Source organism: Vibrio sp. RM-41-2B (genome assembly GCF_024744415.1).
Taxonomy (GTDB): Bacteria; Pseudomonadota; Gammaproteobacteria; order Enterobacterales; family Vibrionaceae; genus Vibrio; species Vibrio diabolicus.
The window spans coordinates 288,089-310,944 of record NZ_JAMQWD010000004.1 but is presented as its reverse complement, the minus strand read 5'-3'; the positions used below and the strand labels follow the sequence as shown (position 1 = coordinate 310,944).

Annotated in this window: 17 protein-coding genes; 8 read left to right on the top strand and 9 right to left on the bottom strand. The window is 45.5% G+C overall.

The window, feature by feature from the left end; all coding sequences use genetic code 11:
* Window positions 1-970: 970 nt before the first annotated feature.
* From NB463_RS02820 to NB463_RS02805, 4 genes are all read left to right on the top strand, one after another.
* Complete coding sequence (locus NB463_RS02820) at window positions 971-2,188, top strand: AAA family ATPase (RefSeq protein ID WP_005374503.1); 1,218 nt, start codon at window positions 971-973, stop codon at window positions 2,186-2,188.
* Window positions 2,189-2,195: 7 nt separating this feature from the next.
* Window positions 2,196-3,170 (top strand): ParB/RepB/Spo0J family partition protein, encoded by a 975-nt coding sequence (locus NB463_RS02815; RefSeq protein ID WP_006740903.1) that lies wholly within the window; start codon window positions 2,196-2,198, stop codon window positions 3,168-3,170.
* 105 nt (window positions 3,171-3,275) lie between these two features.
* Window positions 3,276-5,303 (top strand): tRNA(Met) cytidine acetyltransferase TmcA, encoded by a 2,028-nt coding sequence (locus tag NB463_RS02810; protein ID WP_237311474.1) that lies wholly within the window; start codon window positions 3,276-3,278, stop codon window positions 5,301-5,303.
* A gap of 251 nt (window positions 5,304-5,554) precedes the next feature.
* Window positions 5,555-7,234 carry a DUF342 domain-containing protein gene (locus NB463_RS02805; RefSeq protein ID WP_258430926.1) on the top strand — a complete coding sequence of 560 codons (1,680 nt, stop codon included), beginning with the start codon at window positions 5,555-5,557 and terminating at the stop codon, window positions 7,232-7,234.
* A gap of 56 nt (window positions 7,235-7,290) precedes the next feature.
* Here the strand turns inward: NB463_RS02805 and catC are convergent, their stop codons facing one another.
* Window positions 7,291-7,950 carry a type C chloramphenicol O-acetyltransferase gene (catC, locus tag NB463_RS02800; protein ID WP_258430927.1) on the bottom strand — a complete coding sequence of 220 codons (660 nt, stop codon included), beginning with the start codon at window positions 7,948-7,950 and terminating at the stop codon, window positions 7,291-7,293.
* A gap of 88 nt (window positions 7,951-8,038) precedes the next feature.
* Here catC and NB463_RS02795 point away from each other — a divergent pair, with 88 nt between their 5' ends.
* Both NB463_RS02795 and NB463_RS02790 read left to right on the top strand, forming a co-directional pair.
* A complete protein-coding gene (locus tag NB463_RS02795; protein WP_053301022.1) occupies window positions 8,039-8,950 on the top strand; it encodes a LysR family transcriptional regulator in 912 nt (303 codons plus the stop codon).
* Between the two features lie 37 nt (window positions 8,951-8,987).
* Window positions 8,988-9,650 (top strand): peptidase E, encoded by a 663-nt coding sequence (locus NB463_RS02790; protein WP_258430928.1) that lies wholly within the window; start codon window positions 8,988-8,990, stop codon window positions 9,648-9,650.
* Window positions 9,651-9,739: 89 nt separating this feature from the next.
* On the opposite strand, the gene NB463_RS02785 is transcribed toward NB463_RS02790, so the two are convergent.
* The 3 genes from NB463_RS02785 to murQ form a co-directional block, all read right to left on the bottom strand.
* Window positions 9,740-10,795 carry a porin gene (locus NB463_RS02785; protein ID WP_258430929.1) on the bottom strand — a complete coding sequence of 352 codons (1,056 nt, stop codon included), beginning with the start codon at window positions 10,793-10,795 and terminating at the stop codon, window positions 9,740-9,742.
* A gap of 148 nt (window positions 10,796-10,943) precedes the next feature.
* Window positions 10,944-12,398, bottom strand: a complete 1,455-nt coding sequence (murP, locus tag NB463_RS02780; protein ID WP_025500819.1) for a PTS N-acetylmuramic acid transporter subunit IIBC — start codon at window positions 12,396-12,398, stop codon at window positions 10,944-10,946.
* A 28-nt stretch (window positions 12,399-12,426) separates the two neighbouring features.
* Complete coding sequence (gene murQ / locus NB463_RS02775) at window positions 12,427-13,329, bottom strand: N-acetylmuramic acid 6-phosphate etherase (RefSeq protein ID WP_139059700.1); 903 nt, start codon at window positions 13,327-13,329, stop codon at window positions 12,427-12,429.
* A 243-nt stretch (window positions 13,330-13,572) separates the two neighbouring features.
* On the opposite strand from murQ, the gene NB463_RS02770 reads away from it, so the two are divergent.
* Window positions 13,573-14,424: an SIS domain-containing protein gene (locus NB463_RS02770; protein WP_139059698.1), complete on the top strand. Its 852-nt coding sequence runs from the start codon at window positions 13,573-13,575 to the stop codon at window positions 14,422-14,424.
* 19 nt (window positions 14,425-14,443) lie between these two features.
* On the opposite strand, the gene mpaA is transcribed toward NB463_RS02770, so the two are convergent.
* A complete protein-coding gene (gene mpaA, locus NB463_RS02765; RefSeq protein WP_258430930.1) occupies window positions 14,444-15,154 on the bottom strand; it encodes a murein tripeptide amidase MpaA in 711 nt (236 codons plus the stop codon).
* Between the two features lie 141 nt (window positions 15,155-15,295).
* Here mpaA and NB463_RS02760 point away from each other — a divergent pair, with 141 nt between their 5' ends.
* Entirely contained in the window at window positions 15,296-16,921 is a 1,626-nt protein-coding gene (locus NB463_RS02760) for a peptide ABC transporter substrate-binding protein (RefSeq protein ID WP_258430931.1), read from the top strand.
* A 63-nt stretch (window positions 16,922-16,984) separates the two neighbouring features.
* Here the strand turns inward: NB463_RS02760 and NB463_RS02755 are convergent, their stop codons facing one another.
* From NB463_RS02755 to NB463_RS02740, 4 genes are all read right to left on the bottom strand, one after another.
* Window positions 16,985-17,569 carry a flavodoxin family protein gene (locus NB463_RS02755; RefSeq protein ID WP_258430932.1) on the bottom strand — a complete coding sequence of 195 codons (585 nt, stop codon included), beginning with the start codon at window positions 17,567-17,569 and terminating at the stop codon, window positions 16,985-16,987.
* A gap of 135 nt (window positions 17,570-17,704) precedes the next feature.
* Complete coding sequence (locus tag NB463_RS02750) at window positions 17,705-18,298, bottom strand: mechanosensitive ion channel family protein (RefSeq protein WP_012842403.1); 594 nt, start codon at window positions 18,296-18,298, stop codon at window positions 17,705-17,707.
* 510 nt (window positions 18,299-18,808) lie between these two features.
* Entirely contained in the window at window positions 18,809-20,923 is a 2,115-nt protein-coding gene (locus tag NB463_RS02745; protein ID WP_182033889.1) for a type I secretion system permease/ATPase, read from the bottom strand.
* 15 nt (window positions 20,924-20,938) lie between these two features.
* Window positions 20,939-22,852: a bifunctional diguanylate cyclase/phosphodiesterase gene (locus tag NB463_RS02740; protein WP_031780239.1), complete on the bottom strand. Its 1,914-nt coding sequence runs from the start codon at window positions 22,850-22,852 to the stop codon at window positions 20,939-20,941.
* Window positions 22,853-22,856 lie beyond the last annotated feature (4 nt).

Sequence of the window (22,856 nt, the reverse complement as noted above, 5' to 3'; positions counted from 1 at the left end):
CTCGTAAGCATGATCATTAAGTTTATGAAAAGATGATCAAAAGAGTCTTGAAACGATGATCATGATGTTTTTACAGGTTATCCACAGATGCTGTGTTTAATAATGATCTTAATGAGGATTTTATTGAGCATTGTCGATGTTATTGATACTCGGATCGATGATCAAGAGCTGAGATAGCTATCGTTCTGGAGACAATATTGATGATAAATTACTCATGTGATGAAAATGCATCCAAGTAGCTCTTATTCCGCAATAAAACCTAGTTTCGGGCTATTCTTAGGAAGCATGATCATGAGAGTAAGATTTATCATAGTAACTTGAACAATTTCATTGTTCCGGCTTCTCTATCCACTAATTTCTTCTCCATCCCCCATTCTGACTGCATTCAACCGTAAATTAGAGACAAAAACTCATGCTTCCGAGAGATTCTATAGCTTGATCATATTTCCGATTGATGGATCTTATTTAATCCGCGTGTTTACACCCTCGTCTACTCTATTTTTCCATGATCATGCTTTCGTATTTGTGTTTTATCATGGAAGCATGATCATAAGCATACCTTGATCATACTTCCATAGGAACATCACTTGAACAGCCCTTTTTGGCTCGGATACATGATCAAGGTTGTTATTAGCGTTCATGTTGAAAGATTGCTTTCTATTTTTTGTTTAAATTAGGTTGGCCTAACATAATCCGTAATTTAGCTTAAGAATATAATCGTTCCGGTAGAAAATTGATTTACATTGTAAATGAGTGACGCTGTAACACTTTTATTTTTAAGTTTAAGGTGTCCATTTATTCGAAGATTATTTAATTAAAAATAGTTATGTTTTTTACCATAAATCATAAAAGCGTCGATTTGAGTGTTTTTTTATGTGATGGTTATTCAAAATGTTCGTGCACCTTTTTGTTGTTTTTGGTCTTTACTGCTGTACAATTGCAAGCATAAATCCTTCCAACGGAATTTGGCATGAAAAGAGAAAAAACGATTGAAAACCTTCTTGAGTTGGCGGAGCTGACTCAGCAGGTTCAAGCTGACCGTATTGAAATTGTTTTAGAAGAGCGAAGCGATAACTATTTCCCACCAATGTCTAAGGCGATGATGGAAACCCGTTCAGGTTTAACTCGTCGTAAGCTCGATGACGCGATTGGTAAGATGGAAGCGGCTGGCCATCAATTTACTAAAAATAACGCGAATCATTATTCAATTACGTTAGAAGAAGCACATATGCTTATGGATGCGGCTGAAGTGCCTAAATTTCATGAGCGTAAGAAGAATTCAGGTAACAAACCTTGGATTATTAACGTGCAGAACCAGAAGGGTGGTACAGGTAAATCAATGACAGCGGTCCATTTAGCGGCATGTTTAGCGCTAAATTTGGATAAACGCTACCGTATTTGTTTAATCGACTTAGACCCACAAGGCTCGCTACGTTTATTCCTCAACCCACAAATCAGCATGGCAGAGCATGACAATATCTATTCTGCTGTAGACATTATGTTGGGTAACGTGCCTGATGGTGTAGAAATTGACAGTGAATTTTTGCGTAAAAACGTATTGCTGCCAACGCAATACCCGAACTTAAAGTCGATTTCAGCGTTTCCAGAAGACGCAATGTTTAATGCTGAAGCATGGCAAACGCTATCTGAAGACCCATCACTCGATATCGTCCGTCTGCTAAAAGAGCAACTGATTGATAAAATTGCTGATGACTTCGATATCATCATGATTGATACCGGCCCACACGTTGACCCACTAGTATGGAATGCGATGTATGCATCAAATGCGTTGTTAATCCCTTGTGCGGCTAAGCGTCTGGACTGGGCTTCAACAGTAAACTTCTTCCAGCATTTGCCTACGGTATATGAAATGTTTCCGGAAGACTGGAATGGTCTTGAGTTTGTTCGCTTGATGCCAACCATGTTTGAGGACGACAATAAGAAGCAAGTTTCTGTTTTAACTGAAATGAACTATCTTCTAGGTGACCAAGTTATGATGGCTACTATCCCGCGTAGCCGTGCGTTTGAAACCTGTGCCGATACCTACAGCACAGTATTTGATCTGACAGTAAGCGATTTTGAAGGCGGTAAGAAGACGCTAGCCACCGCACAAGACGCTGTTCATAAAAGCGCACTGGAATTAGAGCGTGTGCTGCATTCTAATTGGCCGTCATTGAATCAGGGGTAATAAGTAAATGGCTTTGAAAACGTCTGAATTAAACGCGAAATTATTTGGCAAAACGAATAAACGTCGTGTTGTGACTCCACAAGAGGCGCAAACCGCGGCAAAAGAAAAAGCTCAAACGATTGAGCTAGCTGTCGCAGGTGAAAACATTGTTCAGTTTGAACTTGTTCGTATTCCTGCAGAGAAAGTCGCGACAGAAACAACGGTGTTTGTTGATAACGCTCGTGAGCAATCGTTCTTAAACGAACATGCTTTATCTGATGTTTTAGTCACACTCAAAGAGCGCGGCCAACAATATCCAGCGGTGGGTCGTAGAACTAAAGATGGCAAGATTGAAGTTTTAGATGGTAGCCGTCGTCGCATGTCTTGTATCCTCGCGGAGCAAGATTTTTTGGTTTATGTTGCTGACAACATCAATACTGACCATGCAAAGTTTTTGTCTGATGTGGCAAATGCTCACAAGCCGCTCTCTTTGTACGAAAAAGGTAAAGAGATGCAGGCTAAACTAGATAGTGGTGAAGCTGAAGATCAGAAAGCATTGGCGAAAATGTTCCAGTGCAGTGAAGCGTTAGTAAGTGGCGCTTTAAAAGCGGCGGCATTACCGTTAGAACTGCTTCAAGCGTATCCCAATGTCGGCGATCTTGGTCGTCCAACTATCGTGAAACTACACAAACAGTTTTCAACGTTGACGCCAGAGCAGCAGCAAGAGCTGTTAGATAAGTGTCGCTCTAGCGAAGGCTTTTTATGGCAGCGAAGCACAGCTCAAGGCGTTGCTCGTCTGACAAAAGAAGTCACGGAAAGCATCGAAAACTGGATTGCTGAGCTTGCACCAGCAAAACCTGGCAAGAAGACCGAAAAAGTCGACTTAGTAAAAGGTCGAGCAAGCTACAGCCGAAAAGGTAGCAGTCTGGCGTTGAACTTGAAGAAAGTTGACGACAGCTTGATGGAAGAGATTCTTGCCTTTGTGCAAAACAAGCTGCAATAACAAAAGATGATTGAATCAACCGCCTCCGGGCGGTTTTTTTATATCTGCGAAGCGTCAAATTAAAGATGTGATACCATTGCGTCAGTTCAACGTTGGATAGACAAAATGCAGACACAATCTGATTTCCTTTCATCACTTCAACAACAAGCTCACCAATCTTTCCAAAGATTCGGCATCGTCATTCAAGGCGAGTCTTCTTGGCAAGATGCATTGGTGTCAGAGTTCCATAAAACACAGATGTATCAACGTTGGTTTTGTGTCGGCGATTTTGGTTTGGAAAACGCATACAGTGTTTCGCCTAAACAAGGGCACATGTTGTTAGGCAGAGAGTGTGACGTTCTATTGTTTGATGCTCGAAATGGTTTTGACGCAAATAGCTTTACCGCCGCGCTTGGCTCATTGGTTGGCGGTGGTCTTCTTATTGTCATTACTGAGTCGCGACAACCTACGAATTTTGCTCAGCAATGGATGCACAAACAATGGGAGAAGCTCGTTGTTATTGAGCAAGACAAAGCATTGCCAACGGCTCCAGACATCAAGCAAGCAGAAAAAGAAAGCCACTACACGGAACAAGAACATGCCATTTCTCTAATTGAAAAGGTGGTAACTGGACATCGAAAGCGACCGTTAGTTTTGACCGCTGATCGTGGGCGCGGAAAAACAAGTGCCCTCGGCATTGCGTGTGCGAACTTATTACAGCAGAAGCCACTTAGAATCTTAATTACGGCACCATCTATAAAAGCTGTTGAGCCTGTTTACCAACATGCTTTACGTTTACTCCCTAACGCACAGCGTATTAAGAAGGACAGATTAGAATTAGGGCAGGGAGCCATTCAATTTATTGCTCCTGACGAACTTCTATCGAGCCGACCTGAATGTGATTTGTTACTTGTCGATGAAGCGGCTGCAATTCCAGTTCCTATGCTCAAAAGCATTACCGAACATTATCATCGACTCGTTTTTTCTACGACTATTCACGGTTATGAAGGTTGTGGCCGGGGCTTTACGATTAAATTTGTTGATTGGCTTCAGAAACAGCGTTCGGGAATGAAAACATGGCACATGACACAGCCCATCCGCTGGAGCATGAATGATGCGCTCGAATCATGGCTCTATGACGCGTTTTTGTTGGATGCGGAGTTAACGCACCATCAACTTAACCAGGTCGACTCAATTTCCCTTTCTAAAGCCGATAAGGACGATTTGATATCGCAGCCTAGTTTGCTGCGCGAGTGCTTTGCTCTTTTGGTGAATGCTCATTATCAGACCTCGCCGAATGATTTGATTCACCTTTTGCAAGACGACAACAGTCAGCTCTATTTTGCTAAGCAAGATAATGCGGTTGTGGGGGTAATATTAGCGGTCGAAGAGGGGGGGCTTGACGCTGAATTGGTTGAAGAAATTCAGCTTGGTAAGCGTCGTCCTAAAGGACACTTAGCCCCAGTTACGATTGCAAACCAACTAGGATTTCCGAATGTCGCGAATCTATCGACGCTGCGAGTCATGAGAATTGCTGTTCATCCAGCATTGCAAGGAAAAGGCATTGGTCAAAAAATGCTGCAGAAACTTGAGCAAATGGCTGCTAAACACATTGCTTACTTATCCACGAGTTTCGGTGCGACTGAAGAATTGGTCCATTTTTGGCGACAATCGAACTTCCGTACAATTCGCTTAGGATCAATGCGCGATGCTGCTAGCGGTTGTTATTCAGTCTTGATGGTCAAAGCTCGTGATTCCAAACAGACGGCTTGGGTCGATGAATCTCAGGCGCTATTTGAAGAAATGTTGTCTAACAATGTGGCTGACGTCTATCCAAAATTAGAAGCCTCAATTTTTCGAGCTCTATTACCGCAACCTTTGGGAATGAGTCCACTTCATCCCGCTAAGTTATTACTAATTGAATGCTATGCTGATGGTGGTAACAGTTATGAGTCCGTGTCTGCTTGGCTTCAGCAGTGGTTACTTAACTTAGGTTTGAACTCCGCTTCCGACTTGATGATCAGTAAGCTTTTTCTTAACCGTAGTTGGACTGAATGTGCTCAGCAATTTGGGCTACCTGGAAGAAAGCAAGTTGAGCAGCAGCTAAGGGACGAAGTAAAGCACATTTGGAACGATTTACACTGTAAACAATAAGGTGAGATTTACACTGTAAATGAAATTATTAGGAGCTGATTTTACACTGTAAATCCAGCTCCTTTTTATTTCAGTGTGTATTTTGATTGAGCTTTAGGTTAAATCGAAATGCTCTCTTAATATCTGTTTAACCGTTATTGATGGATTACTTTCTTTAGTGACGTGAGCCCTATAATAAGAAATGCGAGGTTTGTTCAGAAAACGGATTTGGGTAGACTGAAAGTGTTGATGGGAAGCAAAGTGGTAAGGGTATGTGGAAGCTGTGTCTTGAGTTATCTGAAGATAAGACCAAGGTGATAGCCCGTCTTCCGGGAGAAGTGGACCTCGGTGGTGAGCTAAATCAAAATGAATTAAACGAGCAGCTCGTCGCAATGAACGCTGAAAGGATGTTTGTTGTTGAGGGGGAAGTCGTGAGATTCATTAACTGCGCCAAAGAACGTAAAGCCGAAGCTTACGAAGGCATCGTCATTGCGGAAAAACGCAACGCGCAAGTTGAGGTCGAATTATCGAATAATGACATGCTCGCCAGTATGAACGTTGTCGGCGCGTACGGAGGCCGAGGTTTACGTGGCCCCGAGATTGTTCAAGCCCTTGCTCAAGCGCGAGTTTCGAAAGGCATCAACAAACTGGCTTTGAAGAAAGTGTTGGTTGTCAGCACTCAGCTCAAACCCGGCGAAACTTTTTCTCAACCTGTAGCGGTTGGTAAGCAACCTATCAAAGGCAAAGACGCTCTTTTTACTCCTCTCGTTAAAGACATCACCAAACGCATCCTCAAACCCAAAGACGGCCAATCTGCTAGCGACAAAATTGATTTACGTAACCTCGGTGAAACTATCGCGGTTGACGTAGGCGATGAGGTGATGCGCCGCACGCCTGCGACCAAAGGTACGCCAGGTTTTACTGTTCAAGGGCGAGTGATTCCTCCACAAGCTGGAAAAGACAGCCCAATGAAGCCAGGCAAGGGCACCGAGATATGCAAGCACGACCCAAACCTATTGATCGCATCGGTATCCGGTACGCCTCTGATTAAAGACAAAACCATCGAAGTTGATAACGCACTTTGCCTCAATAGCGTTGGCGTGAATACAGGTCACGTGAAATTTAAAGGGAATGTGATTATCGGTGGCAACATTGAATCCGGAATGATTGTTAAAGCGACGGGCTCTATTACTGTAGGCGGCTTCATTGAATCGGCTGACGTACAAGCGCAAGACGACATTCAAGTTGGTAAAGGGATCATTGGCCACACCGTGAGTGATGGCCAGCCAAAGAGTTGTCACGTCAAAGCCAAAGGTTCGATTCGTGCCAGCTACGCCCAATATTGTGATTTGCAAGCCGGAGAAGATATTGAATTGGCGGTGCACAGCATGAATAACGATATTGTTTGTGGGCGCAATCTGACGGTGCTGGATGCGAACGGTAGGAACGGCACGCTCAGCGGCGGAGATGCAAAAGTCGGTGACAAAGTGGTGTGCTTGCAATTGGGCGTAGAAGGCGACACCGCCACTAAGGTAGAAGCGTTCGCGCGCTATTCTGCATTTAAGGAGCGATTAGCAGAGCTAAAAGATCAATACAAACGCGCTCAAGAAGGCACGATGGATGTGATTCGCAAAGAGCTCGAATTTAAGAAACGTCCTAAAGCCGAACGTACCGACGAAGAACAAGCTCAGATTGATGTGATGAAAACACAAAACAACGAGCAGCTTGAAGCGATAAAGCAAAAGCTAGAACAAACGGAACATGACTTTGAAGTCGCGTTAGAAGAAAATATTGTCGAAGCCAAAGAGCGTGTCTTCACTCGCGTGACGGTGCAGTTTGGCGACGAGCAAGTAACGACAAAGCGTACTCATGGCGGTTGTTCGTTCCGTTTCAATCAATACGAAATTAAAGTCTCGGTGAACTTGGAAGAAGAGGACGTCGCTGCGGTTTAAGCTTTCTTACTCACTGAGCCCACACGTCGCAACAAGATGTGTGGGCTTTTGTTTATCTACAAATCGACAATGTGCTCTTGATAGTAGTCCGCAAGCGCACCGACTTGGCTGCTACACATTACTTTCATTGCTTGTTTAATGTGTTCTATTGGCCAGTTCCACCATTGGATATTGAGTAGAGTTTCAATCTCTTTATCGCTGAATCGTTGACGTATGACTTGGTTGTTTCCAACCACCACCGAATAAGGTTGCACGTCTTTCGTCACTACGGTGCGTGCTCCGATGACGGCTCCATCGCCGATGCTTACTCCGGGCATGATCATCGCCTCGCTGCCAATCCAAACATCGTTCCCCACCACCGTGTCTCGGGCACGCTCGAAACCGTCTTGTACGCCTTCTCCAAATTCTTCAGGAGAGAAGGGGAAGGTCGAAATCCAGTCAATGTGATGACCTTGGTTTCCTGCCATCATGAAGGTGGCTCCAGAAGCGATGGAACAAAACTTGCCAATGATTAATTTGTCGATGCTATCGGGTTCTCTACTTTGCCATTCTTGAAGTGTGACGGGGTCACCCAACAAGTAGCGTACCGCTTGCTCTTCGAAGCTTTTTTGATGATAGAAGCCCGAGTAATAGCTGTAATCGCCAACGATGATATTGGGATTAGTGATGTGATCTTTAATGACTTGACCTTTTAACCACGTGTCGAAAACACTCATAACTCATCCTTTCAAATTTAGGTTGTACAGAGTTTAGAGGCTTTCTATTATTTCCAGTAGTTTGATTTTAGAGATTCAGAATTACTGTATGGAAATAAAATGGCTCAGCTACGTACCACTTTACGTCGCTTTGTGCGAGGAGCGAAGTATTGCTGGCGCAGCAAAGCGCCTGAATTGTTCGAATGCGCATGTAAGTCGGCAACTTAAACAGCTTGAAGACATATTGTCGGTGCAGCTTATTCAGCGAACTACGCGCCAGTTTAATTTGACCTACGATGGTTTGCGGTTTTATCAGCAGGTAAAGCAACTGCTCGAAGGCGCTGAGCAGATCAATGAGCAAGTCATGGCAAACGAGATCGTATCGGGAAAATTGAGAATAGCGGCGTCCGCTTCTTTCGGAGCTGCGTTACTCAGCCAAACATTGATCGAGTTTCGATTGCAACATCCACAAGTGAGCGTCGAAGTGATCTTCACAGAGACACCTCTCGACTTGATTGAGGCTGGGTTTGATATCGCATTCTACTTTACCGATACTCCCCCAGAGGGATACGTCGGCCATCAGCTACGCACTTTACACTGTAAACCGATCGCTCATCGCTCGTATTTAGCGGATAAACCAAATGTAAGTACGCCAGAGGATCTTGGTGACTTAGAGCACATCCTTTATAAAAGTCGCGACTTGGTGTTAGATAAGTGGACGTTTACGCATAAGCAAACTCAACAGCAGTGCAGCATTGAGTTAGAAAGTACGCTGAGTTTTAATCTTGTCCAGTCCATGTTGGATGCTACTTTGGCTGGCTGTGGTGTAGCCATGTTAGATGAATTTGCACTGGCTAAACTCGAACCTGCACAAAAAGAACAACTCGTGAGTTTGCTGCCAGAATGGCAAACGGATGCGATTTTGCCGCTTTATCTGCTTTACCCAAAACGTGAGCACTTACCAAGAAGAACGCGAGCGTTCATTGATCACTTTAGGAACATATATTCTGTCGGCGAATAGCGACAACAAACTTAGCAACAATTGAGGAAGCAAAGGAATGCGAAAACACTGTATTGCGATTGGTGGTGGCTGGATGATGGGAGAGAATCCGAGTCCGCTCGATCAATACATTTTGTCTTTGTCTGGTAAGGAGAATCCAAACATTTGTTTTCTACCGACAGCCACGGGAGACGCTGATGAAGTTATTGAACGTTTTTACAATGCGAAGCTTAGTGAAAACGTAACCCATTTTCCGTTGTTTAAGTTTGATGCTGGTTGGAAAGAAACGCTATTTGAACAAGACATCATTTACGTCGGTGGCGGTAATACGCGTTCGATGTTGGCCATTTGGCGCGAATGGGGAATCGATAGAATACTCAAGCAGTGCTATGAACAAGGCATCATCATTTGTGGCATGAGCGCTGGTGCAATTTGTTGGTTTGAGTTTGCGGTGACAGACAGTGATCCCGAAGCATACCAAGTTATGCGTTGTCTTGGATTAATTGACGGTTTGGCTGCGGCGCATTTTTCCCATGTTGGTGAGAAGTTCGAGGTTTTCCAAGCCTTTGCTCGTTCTCAACCGAGCATCACTTGTTATGGCATTCAAGATTATGCGGCATTGCACTTTGTTGATGGAAAATTGTTAGCTACTGCGACCAGTTTTCCTGATGCAGGCGTGTTGGTCAAAACAGGTAACGGAGAAAACATATTACGAGGGTGAGCTTCTTCAAATCAGCATTAAAGGCAATAACTACTGACCGGACATAGAAGAAGCTCATGGATTCAGCTAACTTACATTAAGTATCGTGCTTACAGCTCGTAACGCAGACCTAAGTGGTAGTAGCTTTCGTCTGCGTGCGCACCGCCAAACGAGACTTCTTGTCCATTGCTGTAGCCACGCGAGCCGTTACGATCAACGTAGTTTGTGTAGATAGAAGAACGAGGCGTCAGTTTGTATTGCACTTCTAGCGTTGTATCTTTCAGCTCTAGCTCGTCACCATCACTGTTTTCTAAAGAACGATAACCAGCACGCAGTGCCCATTTGTCATTTACACTGTAAACCGCCGTTAGTTCCATCACTTTGTCGGTACTGGTTTGTGAGTAATAGCCCTCTAGTTCATCTTCCGAGTACAACGCACCCAACATCAAATCACCTAGGTAGTAACGCGTACCTGCGCCCCAGAATGTATAATCGGTGTCGTTGCTTTCACGTGCATCACCTTTATTTTTCTGCATCGCCACCACTGGTGCCAAGGTACCTAAGTTCCCCATGTCTAGCGTATAACGCAGTGCAGCGTTGTAACCGTAGTCGAGCTCAGAAGTGTTGTTTCCTAAAATGTACGCGACAGAAAAGTCGAAATTACCTAGGCTGTTTTGGTATTGCAGCGTGCCATCTTGACGGAAAACTTGCGTCGCGGTTTTGTCGACTTTATTCGCTTGGCGCGCCATAGAAACATCGGAAGAGGCGAACACATCACCAATGTCGGTAAACATAATCAATCCAGATGCCACGCGACCACCAGTAATGCGACCATAATCTTTCGCATCAATACCCGCCCATACATAACGTGCGGTCAGAGACGGTTTGTCGTTTACTTGGTTTGCGTATTCAGCGGCACCCACTTGGTATTGCGCTTGGCTGATGATCGACGCGTACTCGTTGATGGTTTGTGAACCGTTTAAACCAATACGGCCATCAAACTCGCCATTTGCATCGCCGTGCTCATCATTTTTATTGGTGACATTGAAACCAAGACGAGAGTAAATATTTAAAACTGACCCGTCTTCCGCTTGATACAGCTGCGCTGCCATTGCGTTTGATGCCATCAATGCAGGGAGAAGTAGAGTCAAAATGTGCTTTTTCATGATTAACGACCTTTCATTTCTATTGTTTTAGGTACGACAAAGCCTCTTCCGAGTAACGGAATAAGAAAAATTGTCGTGAAGTAGAGAGAGGGTGCGCCCTTGTTTGCCAAGGGCGCGAGCTAGTCCATTCCTATAGGGGAAGAATGATTTAGCTTAAATCGACGTCTTTGCAGCCAAAGAAGTAAGTCGCGAGGAAGCCGACGATGTAAGAGATAAGCAGGCCAGCAACAAACACCATCATGCCCGGGAAGATGCCATTTTCTGATGTCATGAGAGGTATCGCCACGATACCGGACGGGCCAAACACCGTATTAAGACCAACTGGTAAGCCAAGGTAAGAAACTAAACCGATAAAGAAGCCGCCCGCAGCGCCACCAATACAAGCGGTAACGAATGGTTTTACGCGTGGTAATGTCACGCCGTAAATCAATGGTTCGCCAATGCCTAGAAGACCCGGAATAATAGCGCCTTTAACTTGAGTGCGTAGTAGAGCGTCTTTTTTGGCTTTGAAATACAGCGCCATTGACGCGCCAACCTGACCGCCACCAGCCATCGCCAGGATAGGGAATAGCGAGTTAAAACCCTGTGCTTCCATCAATGCGAAGTACACTGGAACAAAACCCTGGTGGATGCCAAATACCACAGAAATTAAGAACAAACCTGCCAAGATTGCAGCGCCTAATGGGTTATCGTTCAAGTTGAGGAACAACCAAGACATCCCTTTAAACAGCTCGCCGCCGATTGGCATGATGATCAAGAAGGTTACCGCACCCATGATCAATAGAGTGATAACGGACGTTAAGATCATGTCCAGATCATCTGGCATGTATTGACGAACCTTACGCTCGACTTGTGCACCGATGATCGCTGCTAAAAGTACGCCGATAATGTTGCCGCGCGGATCAATCGCAAAGCCGAAAAACTCGTTCATGCCAGAGTAAATGCCGGATGTCGCCTCTGGGTTGTAACCCAGCACAAACAAAGAGGCGAGAATGGCACCATTAACACCAGAGCCGCCAAATGCTTGCTGCGCGTTGTAACCAATCAGAATACTTAGGAAAGCAAACAGACCCTTACCAAAGACTTTCATGTAGGCGATCAAATCCAACATAAACTGGCTTGGTGTCTGGTCGAGAACAAACATCTGTTCCAATAACGTCGCAAAACCTAGCAACAAACCAGCGGCAATAAAGCCTGGGATCAACGGCGTAAAGATAGTGGCAAACTTGCTTAAAAAACGCTGAACCGCACTGGTTTGCTTACTCTTCATCTGTTTTTTCTGCTCGGCTGCGACGGCAGAAAGATCTTGTTGCGGCATATCTGCTTCTTCACTGTCACCAGAGGTTAAGCTGTCGATCAATTGATTCATCATCTCAGCCGCTTGTTGAGCTTTTCCGGGACCGAGAATGATCTGAAACTGCTCATCGCTTTCCACCACACCCATTACGCCGGGAATTTGCTTGATAACTGATTGATCAGCCAAGCCATTGTTGGCGAGCGATAAACGCAAACGCGTCATACAGTTACCACATTTGCTTACGTTGCTACTGCCACCCACTGCGGACAGCAACTGCGATACTGTGTTTGAAGTTATTTTTGCCATAGGGTCTATCCTTCAGAACTCGGATTATTTAGTTATTATTTAGTGCTGCGCGAATAAAGCCGTTGTGCGCGGCGAGGCGTGATTTGGCTTGTTCGGCATCCAAATCGGCCAAAATCATTAAGATGGCGGTTTTGCAGTGGCGACCGCAGGCATTTAATGCTCGCTCTGCTTCTTCTTTTGATGCGTCGGTTGCTTCCACAACAATGTTGGTTTGGCGTTGTATGAGCTTGGCGTTAGTGGCTTCTACATCCACCATTAAGTTGCCAAATACCTTACCGCTACGAATCATTGCGCCTGTCGTGAGCATGTTTAGCACCAGTTTTTGTGCGGTGCCGGCTTTCATGCGAGAAGATCCAGTGACAACCTCTGCGCCAACTATCGGCAGAATCGCGATGTCGGCCGCTTCTGCCATGGCACATTCTGGATTACAGGCGATAGATACGGTCGTGGCTCCGATGGATTTAGCGTAGTCCAAACCACCTAGTACATAAGGTGTACGGCCACTCGCTGCAATGCCTACAACCACGTCATGCTTGGTGAGGTGAAGTGCTTTTAAGTCGTCTTGACCCATTTTCGCGTTGTCTTCTGCGTTTTCTACCGCTTTTAAAATCGCTTGATGTCCACCAGCAATTAAGCCAATCACCATATCTGGATGCGTGCCGTAGGTAGGAGGACACTCGCTTGCATCAAGAATGCCTAAGCGACCTGACGTACCAGCTCCCATGTAAATTAAACGGCCACCATTTGCAAAAGCTTGGGTAATTGCGTCAACTGTCTCTGCAATTTGTGGTAGCACCGCTTTTACCGCGAGCGGGACTTTTTGATCCTCTTCATTAATGACTTGCAGCATCTCGATGGTCGAAAGCGTATCGATCTCGGCACTGGCTGGGTTACGGCTTTCTGTCACCAATCTGCTTAAATCAATTTTCATGTTTTGCACTCTTCGTAATGTTCAATCTGAGGGCGATTTTATGGAATAAAATATTCAGGTTTGGTGATAAAAATCACACTTGAGGTTATTCTTTATGCAGGAGAAATTTGGAATAATGAGAGAAAATATACGTCCATTACATCCGGAATAAACTGGCTTGGTTAGAATAATCATGGAGTTAAATCAAACTCCAATTATTTTTGTTTTGGAATAATTTATTTAAATTTTTTTGAGGTTTTTGTTGTGTCAGTTATCAATAGGATAGTCGCGAGGCGTACTCAGCTTTCGCAAAGTGGTCGTTTGGTCGGCGATTGGATTGTTGAAAACGCAGAAAAGGCCGCGCTGCTCACTAGCCAAGAACTTGCGGCGCAAGTAAAAGTGAGTCAATCGAGCATTGTGAAATTTACTCAGCGTATCGGCTTTAAAGGCTACAGCGAGTTTAAGTTAGCTCTGAATGAAGAGATTGGCCGTAAGCATGCGATGCAGTCGACACCGCTGCACAGTGATATTTTGGCTGACGACCCCATCGCGGTTATTTCACAAAAGCTGGTGAAAGCAAAAACAGATGCTATGTTTCAAACCACCAATGCGCTGTCTTATGAAGCGTGTCACCAAGCGGTGAAATGGTTGAGTGAAGCGCGTCGAGTGCAAGTGGTCGGGATTGGGGGCTCTGCACTGACTGCGAAGGATTTAAGCTTTAAACTGCTTAAACTTGGTATTACGGCGCTTTCTGAACAAGACAGCCACGTACAGATTGCTGTTGCCCGCACGCTCTCTCCAGAAGATGTTCAGATCGCAATTTCGTTTTCGGGTGAGCGCAAAGAAATTCTCGTCGCGGCAGAAGCGGCAAAAGAGCAGGGCGCGAAGGTGATTGCGTTATCTGCGCCTGGGAGAAGTCGCTTGCGCGGTATTGCCGATATTACGTTTGATACGATTGCCAATGAAACGGAACATCGCAGCTCATCCATTGCTTCGCGCACCGCGCAAAACGTGATCACCGATTTGCTGTTTATCATCTTGGTTCAGCAAAGAGACGACAGTGCCCGTCAGTTGATCAGCGATATCAGTACTGACATCAAGCAGATCCTCACATGATCGCTTGTTTAACAGCGGACTAGAGATCCGGATCGTGCTTCAGCAAAGCAATAAAAGCAGAGAGATGTTTTTCAATGGTGAGATCGGCAGAAATCGCGGGCAATTCCAACGTGATGCAAGGTAAATCACGTTCACTACACCAAGTGCCGAATGAGCCGGGCGTTTCGTAGTCGACATCGTCTACGATTGGCAGTTGGAACTGCTCGCCGAGCCATTTGGCAAGGTCGGAATGTTTGGGATCATCCACAAACGCAAGCGGTTCATGAAACGACACCACAAACTTTGGCTTGCGCAGTTCAATCAAGTTAATTAATGCGCTAACTTCAGGCTCTAGCTGGTTTTTAGAGCCTGTTTTCACCTTTACGTCTCGAACGGGTGTGTGAGAGCTCCATCGATACACTGTGCCATGCTCAGTCCAATTTTGGGTTGGAAACGCGCGATTAAGATCCACTTGGTTTGCATTTGCGCGTGTGCCTAGTTGGTTGCCGTCCGGATTCAGTGACAGAATCACATCATGTCGTAAGTTTTCAGCAGGCAAGCTTCTTAGCGCGCAGGACAAACCTGCAATCGAGGCTGTCTCATCCCCGTGAGTGCCTGCCAAAATCAAACCTCGTGAAGCACTTTCGACTTGAGCCGGAAAATACAGTAATGGCGCACCAAGCACGGATTGACCGTATGATGTTGGTCGAATTAAAAATGCCGCTCTTTCCGTTCTTGGAATTAGACTCACCGTAATCTCCTGATTGATGAAGTAGTATCAATATCTAAGCTAATTACACCTAGCTAAACTGAACCGTTTAAACTCGTCAACGGTTGAAATGTTAATTGTGGCACTTGCTTCACAAGACGCGTTAGGAGAACGAAAAACGATATGGATTTTAAAAAACATTCAACGGCGTTGCTGATTTCCTCTTTATTCACCCCTTTTCTTGCTACATCAGTTGCTGCGGAGACCTTACCTAAAGGCATTCAACTTGCCGCAGAACAGCATTTAGTACGTGCGAATGACGCAGAGGCGGCGACGCTTGACCCTGCGAAAGCCGAAGGTCTGCCAGAAATGCATGTGATTCGTGACTTATTTGAAGGGCTTGTGATTCAAGATCGTGACGGAAACATCATTCCCGGTGTGGCGGAATCGTGGGAAACCAAGGACAACCTAACCTTTGTTTTTCACTTAAGCAAAGACGCAAAATGGTCGAATGGCGAGCCTGTGACGGCGGATGATTTTGTCTATTCACTGCGCCGAGCGGTGGACCCGAAAACCGCTTCTCCAAATGTTTGGTATCTCAAACTCACCAAGATCAAAAACATCGCCGATGTGGCAGAGGGCAAAAAGCCTTTGGACGAGCTCGGTATCAAGGCGGTGGATAAATACACCCTACGTTTTGAGTTGGACAGTCAAGTTCCGTACTTTGTTGCCATGACTGGGCACACGTCCATGATGCCAGTGCATCAAGCGACAGTGGAAAACCGCGACAAGCCGTGGAGCGATCCAGACCAATTTGTTAGCAACGGTGCATTCACATTGGATAAGTGGGTCGTGAATGAGCGCATTGAACTGGTTAAGAGTCCAAGTTACTGGGACAGCGCAGATACGTATCTAAACAGAGTGACTTACATTCCGTTTGAAAACCAAAACGCTTCGATCAATCGCTATGCGGCAGGAGAGCTGGATATTACGTCAGATGTGCCGACTCATATGGCACAGAAGCTTCAACAAGATTACAAGCAGGCTTACACGGTGGTGCCATTACTGTGCACGTATTACTACGCGTTCAATACCACTCGTCCGCCATTTGATGATGCGCGAGTGCGTCAAGCGGTGTCGTACTCCATCATGCGTGATGTGATTACGAATGGTGTCACGCAAGTGGGCAACCTTCCTGCTTATACTTTTGCGCATCAGTACACCGCAGGGTTTGATGCAACGCCGCCAGAATACAGTAACTGGAGTCAACAACAACGTGATGAGAAAGCGCGTGAACTGCTGAAAGAAGCGGGATACGGTGATGGCAAATCTTTGGATTTCAAATTGCTGTACAATACCAGTGAGGCAAATAAATCGATCGCCGTTGCGATAGCGTCGATGCTACAAAAAAATCTCGGTGCAAACGTGGAGTTAGAAAACCAAGAGTGGAAGTCATACTTAGTGGCGCGTAAACAAGGCAATTTCGATGTGATGCGTGCTTCCTGGTGCGGTGATTACAATGAAGCGTCTACTTTCCTGAGCTTACTTCGCTCAGGTTCTTCGGGTAACTTTGCACGTTACAGCAATGCAGCGTACGACAACGCGATGAACAGTGCATTGGCTGCAACCGATGAGAAAGCGCGCCAAGGATCTTACGACCAAGCTGAACATTTGCTGGCGACAGATATGCCCATCGCGCCAATCTATTACTACATGCAAGCACGTTTGGTTCGCCCTACGGTTGGCGGTTTTGCCAAAAACAACGTAGAAGGGCGCATCTACTCGAAAGATCTCTACATCAAGAAGTAGCGCTCAAAACAAGCGATAAATACGAAGCCCCGAAGATGTGTCTTACGGGGCCTCTTTTTATTGTTAGCGAGCGGAGAGCTTGTCCACTAGCATTGCGACTCGTTTGCCAAGATACTCCGCCGTTGCAACATCAGAAGCATGCAACTGACCACCTTCACCACCTTGTGCAACAATACCACCTTGAACACCGTAGCGATTCAGGTTTTGCTCGCCAGAATTGCTGATCTTATCCAATCCGACCCACATCATACCGTGCTGGTAAGCGAAGGTTTGAAGGTATTGCAGTGAGCAAGATTGGTCGCCATTCATTGCCCCACCACTGGTAAAGCCAGCCGCGATTTTGCTCGCCCATTTTTGGTAATACCAAGATTCACTGCTTGCATCTGCAAATGCTTTAAACTGCGCTGCTACACCGCCCATATAGGTCGGTGAGCCAAAGATAATCGCATCACACTCAGCAAGCTCATCCATTAAGTGAGGGTTCACAAAACGTCCCTCAATAATCTCACTGCCTTCAATTCGGTGAGAGAGGATTTCACATTCGCCTTGTGGTTTAATGCCTTGTTGCTCAACGCCTGCGGCAATCGCTTGAGCAAGCTGACCAGTAACGTCGGTTTTAGAGAAATAAATAATCGCAATTTTGGACATGAAAGATCCCTTCTTTTTCTGTTTTATGTGCAATGTTGAGCATGCTAAAACCTCAAGCTTGGTTGAGGTCAACACTAAAACTTAAAAAGAAGTGCATTAAAAAAGCCGATGTAGATACATCGGCTTTTTAGTGGGTTATTTCTTTCTGCGAGTATAAATCCGAGATTTTGCTTTACTTGGCTCTGGCTTGTTTTTCGCCAGCTTTAGTACCGCTTTTTGCAAAATCTGGTTGTTTGGGTAAGTGATCAAGTTACCGTTATCGTGCTTAATTAACACGTGAAACATACTGATTTCTTGAATCTCGCCGCTGATGTCTTCGTCTTTGTCTACGACTTTAATGCGATCGCCCACTCGGTATGGGAAGACAAAAAAGATCAAAAAGCTGGCAGTGATGTTGCTCAGAATTGACCACTGTGCAATAAACGCCACACCCAATACGGCAAAAATGGACGATAGGAACAATGACACATCGCCATAGCCAATCCCGGTGATAATGGCAAAAACAGACGCGGTTAAAAATAAAAGCACGACGTTAAAACAACGCTGAATAAAACTCAGGCGGGCCTTTTTTACACCTTTTGAGGTCGCTAAGTTTAAAATGGCTCGATTGACGATTCTCTTCAGAATGCGATAAGCAATCAGGACAATAATGCCCATTAAGACTTTGTACCCGAGAGAGCCTGCGGTGAAATACTGGCTCACTTGATCTAGATGGATCCAATCATTCATTTCTTCAACTCGACGATATTAAGAAAACCGCTGTTATAGCTGATTTTCTGATGTAAGTAATCACAAATTTTCTCTCTCCATTTTTCGTCTCTCTACCTAGGAACTTCGCCCTAGAGCCTACGGAGAGTTGTAGAGTTTTATCAATAGTGTGCAGAGCTTTGCTTCTGTTTGCGCTCACCGCATATATTCAACCAAAGTTGATGCGGTTTTAAAGTGTTTAATGTTTGAGCTGTATCTCATATCCGGTATTGTATGAGGCTAGGAGCGTATAAACGTGCTGAATATGATTTTTGTCCTGATAACCTAAGACGTGTTGAGTGAAATGGCTTGCTAGGATATCTATCAAATGGAAGAAGATGAAAAGGCGATTATGATGTTGGTCGTGATTGTGGGGCTAGTGTTCGTTTGGATAGCGCTTGAAGAGCTTAACTATCTTGGATTCTCAATAAAATAAGCCCCGTTAAACATGAGTCAAACGGGGCCTTTCTCTTTTGTAAATGCTAATTTCGGTTAGCTAACCGCACGTACTTTGCCTTGCTTCAGGTCATTCAGCACTTGCGCTTTAGGACCATCAGCAATGATGCTGCCTTTCTCCATCACAATTACTCGATCAACGATGTCGAGCATCGACGTTTTATGCGTAATCAGTATCAATGTTTCGCTCGGTTTGAGCTGAGATAGCTGGTGCTTAATATGCATTTCAGAGCGGTTATCCATCGCGCTGGTCGGTTCATCCATGAGTAGGACGGGAGGACGGCCCAAAAATGCACGAGCGATCGTGACTGATTGACGTTGACCACCAGAAAGCATCGCACCACCTTCACCTACTTGACGTTCTAAACCAGCTGGATCCGATTGTGTAAATGCGGTCACGCCTGCACGGTTTGCTGCATCAAGCACGTCTCGGTCATCGGTTAGTGGACGACCCAAGGTAATATTGTCGCGAATCGAACCGAAGAATAGATTCGAATCTTGAGGCACACAGCCGATGTTACGTCGAACATCAACGTGGTGAAGCTGTGCGATATCAGTATCATCGATACGTACGTGTCCCTCTGTTGGCTTATACAAGCCCATAATCAAGCGCTCTAACGTTGTCTTACCCGAACCAATCCGACCGATTATCGCGACTTTTTCTCCAGGATTTATCGTGAGAGAAATGTTACGTATAGACGCGACTGGCGAGTCTGGGTAATGAAACGTTACGCGATCAATTTCAATCTTACCTTGGATGATTGGGCGATGGATGTAGCGTTTCCCTTCTTCTTGCTCGTCTGGCATTTCCATGACTTGATTGATAATCGTCATAGAAGACTTCGCCTGGTTGTAGCGCGTTGAGAGCAAAGACAACTGAACCAAAGGCCCTATGGCGCGACCACTCAACATGGTTGCGGCAATTAAGCCACCCATGGTGAGTTCGCCTTCTGCAATCAGATAAACACCGAGAATGATCATCCCAACGTTACTACTTTGCTGTACGAAGCCAGCCGCATTCTGGATGCTGTCGGTAATGCGGCGGCTTTTGATATTCCAGTTCGCCATGTGCGCCACCGCTTCTTCCCAACGGTATTGGAATTGGCTTTGCGCGCTGAGCATTTTTACGGTTTCTAGCCCCGCTAGACTCTCAATTAAGTTGGCGTATTTTTGCGATGCTAAGCGTGACCCTTCCTCTATAGAGCGACGCAGCGGTCCTTGTATCAGTAGCGAATGGACAATCAAAATGACCACTCCGACCATTGGAACATATACAAGATCGCCAGCCATTAGCCATATAATCACCAAGAACAGAATGGCAAAAGGCAGGTCAATTAGGGCACTGACGGTTGCAGACGTGAAGAATTCTCGAATAGATTCAAATTCTTGAAGATGGCGAGCGAATGCGCCGACCGAAGGCGGCTTGGACTCCATTCGGATGCCCATCACTTTGCTGAACAGCTTGGAGGAAATTAGAATGTCAGACTTCTTTCCTGCGACATCAATAAAGTAGTTTCTCAACGATTTGAGTATGAAATCGAATAGAAAGACAACAAAGATGCCGCTTGCCAATACCCATAAGGTTTCAAACGCGAGATTCGGTACCACTTTGTCGTACACCAAACGAGTGAACAGTGGGGCGGCAACGGCAAAGAGGTTGATGAGAAGTGAGGCGATCAAAACGTCGCGGTAGATACGTTTTGACTGCCACAAGGTTGACCAAAACCAGTGACCTTCGTTGGTTTTGAGCACCTCGGGAGAGCGCTCATCGAAACGGAATTGTTTTTTAACTAAAAAGTAGCGACCAGTGTACTGCTCAAGTAGGTCTTCCAATGGAATGGAGATTGGCACCATTCCACTTTCTAAGGTGGTGACTTCGGCTTCGCGTGTCTCCGCGTTAATGCTGTTGAGAACGCATGAGTCACCGCCTTTAAGAACTAAGATTGCCGGCAGAATCAGGCTGGAGATGTTCTCCAGCTCTGCGCGGTTTTCCTTGGCAACCAATCCGGCCCTTTCCGCTGCTCTTGGTAGCAAAAATGGAGTTAGCTTGCCGTCTGAAAGCGGAAGGCCATTGACCAGCGCTTCTGGCGAGTTAGCTAACCCATAGTAACGGCTAACGTAGATGAGCGAATTCAGTAAAGGGTCTTTCATCTGTGGTAAACCTTTTTATTCCTTATCGACGATGAATCCTTGGAATACCTCAACAAAATGCTCGGTGAGGAAGTCCAACTGGATTTGAGTTTCAATACGCGACGCGATAGTCGTAATGCCTAGGTTATGGGCAGTACGAGAAATCGACGTTAGCGTGAATTTCTGTTTTTCGTCGTGTAAGTTGTGTGTGAATAGGTAATCGAGCTTCACATAGTTAGGGCGGAACTCTTGGATGTACTCCAATGACTGGAAGTTACGTCCATAGTTATCTACGCCAAACTCAGCCCCAGATTGGCGAATGGCATTACATAACAGCGCCGTGTGGTGAGGCTGATCAATAAAACACTCCTCTGGAATTTCAAAGTGTAGCTTAGAGGCCACTTTTGCGTGTTTTTCCAGCATGCTGGTGGTCCAGCGAATGAACGATGGCTGAGACAAGCTGCTTTGTGCAATATTGATCGCGACAGGATCGGTTAGCTCGCCACTTTCCAGCATCTTAATCATCGACTCAATAACGTATTGGTCGAAAATATTGGTGGCGTCTAACTGCTCTAGTGCGAATAAATATTGGTTGGCACGGAACGTTTCGCCCTCTTTTTCGATGCTTGAGAACACTTCGTTATGGAACACTTTACCCCAAGTGTTCTTCGCTGCTTGGAAGCGGAATTTAACCCAATCGCTATGAATCGCTTCTTCAACCAGCGCTTTCCACTGCTGTTTACCCATTAAGTTAGAAGGTGTGTCACTGCCGATAAAGCCGTAAGCTTTGTCTGGTTGAGCTTTGGCTTTCGAGAGCGCATTATCCACCATAGATAAGATTTCAGAGCGCGTTTTTTGGTCTTTACTATGCGCAACACCTAAGGCTGCTTTTGGTTTGGCTAGACCTGTTGGATCAGTGTTCAACCCGTTAACGCAGTTCACGATGCTGTCCGCCAAAATGCGTAGTTCGCTTTCATCCATGTGTGGGAAAAGCAGGCCAAACTCATCACTAGATAGGCGTGCAATGGTAGCTCCCGGCACATCAATGGTGTTTTTCAGACGTTGAGACAGCTCTTTTACGTGGGCATCGGCGCGTTGGTAGTCTTTTGTCTCGTAAATGTCACCAATGTATTCTGCATGGAGTAGCGCGATACCCCCTTGCGTTTGCTCTGCCAACCATTGGTCTATTTGGTTGATGTAGAACGAGCGATTACCCAGTTTGGAGATAGGGTCGAGGTAAGCTTGAGCACGCAGTCGTTGTGCCTCTTTCGCTTGTTCTTTGAATGACAGCTCAATTTGAGCAGACATCATGTTAATGCCATCTACCACCGCGATCAGATCTTTAGTTCTTGGACGAGCAAGTGGTTCACCAAATTGGTTATTAGCGATTTCATGCATTTTTTTCACGATGGCCGCTAATGGTTTTAGTGAGCGACGGAGGATGTACGAAATCGCAATTAAACCAGCCAGGAAAATGACGCTGAATGCAGATAACAAACCAATAAAGCCTTGCCAGAGCTGCTCGTAAGCTGCTCCTGGGTGGCTAATGATTTCCACTTCAGCAAGTTGCATCCAACCACTGGTCACTACGCGCTTATCGTGAATGGCTTTGAATAGATTCATGTCGATAAACCATTGTGGCACCGTACTTGGTTTAACCGGGTAAGTGCGCACGATTTGGTAGTCAGAATCTAAAGCGGTAAGGCGAACAACCGAGTAGGTGCTGCCGTCAAACAGAGCATTAATCACGGATTCTACCGCGACTTTATCTTTGTCTTTAAGGTAAGGAGCCAATGCCAAACCTACGGTGTTAATGGTGTTGTTGACCTCTGAACGTTGCTGTTGTTCCAAGCTGTCTCGAGTCGTGTTGAATTGGATTACGAATACTGATGCCAACAAGAGTATAAAGACCGTAACCATTCCCACTACAAGCTTCTTATATAGGGTCATGTTT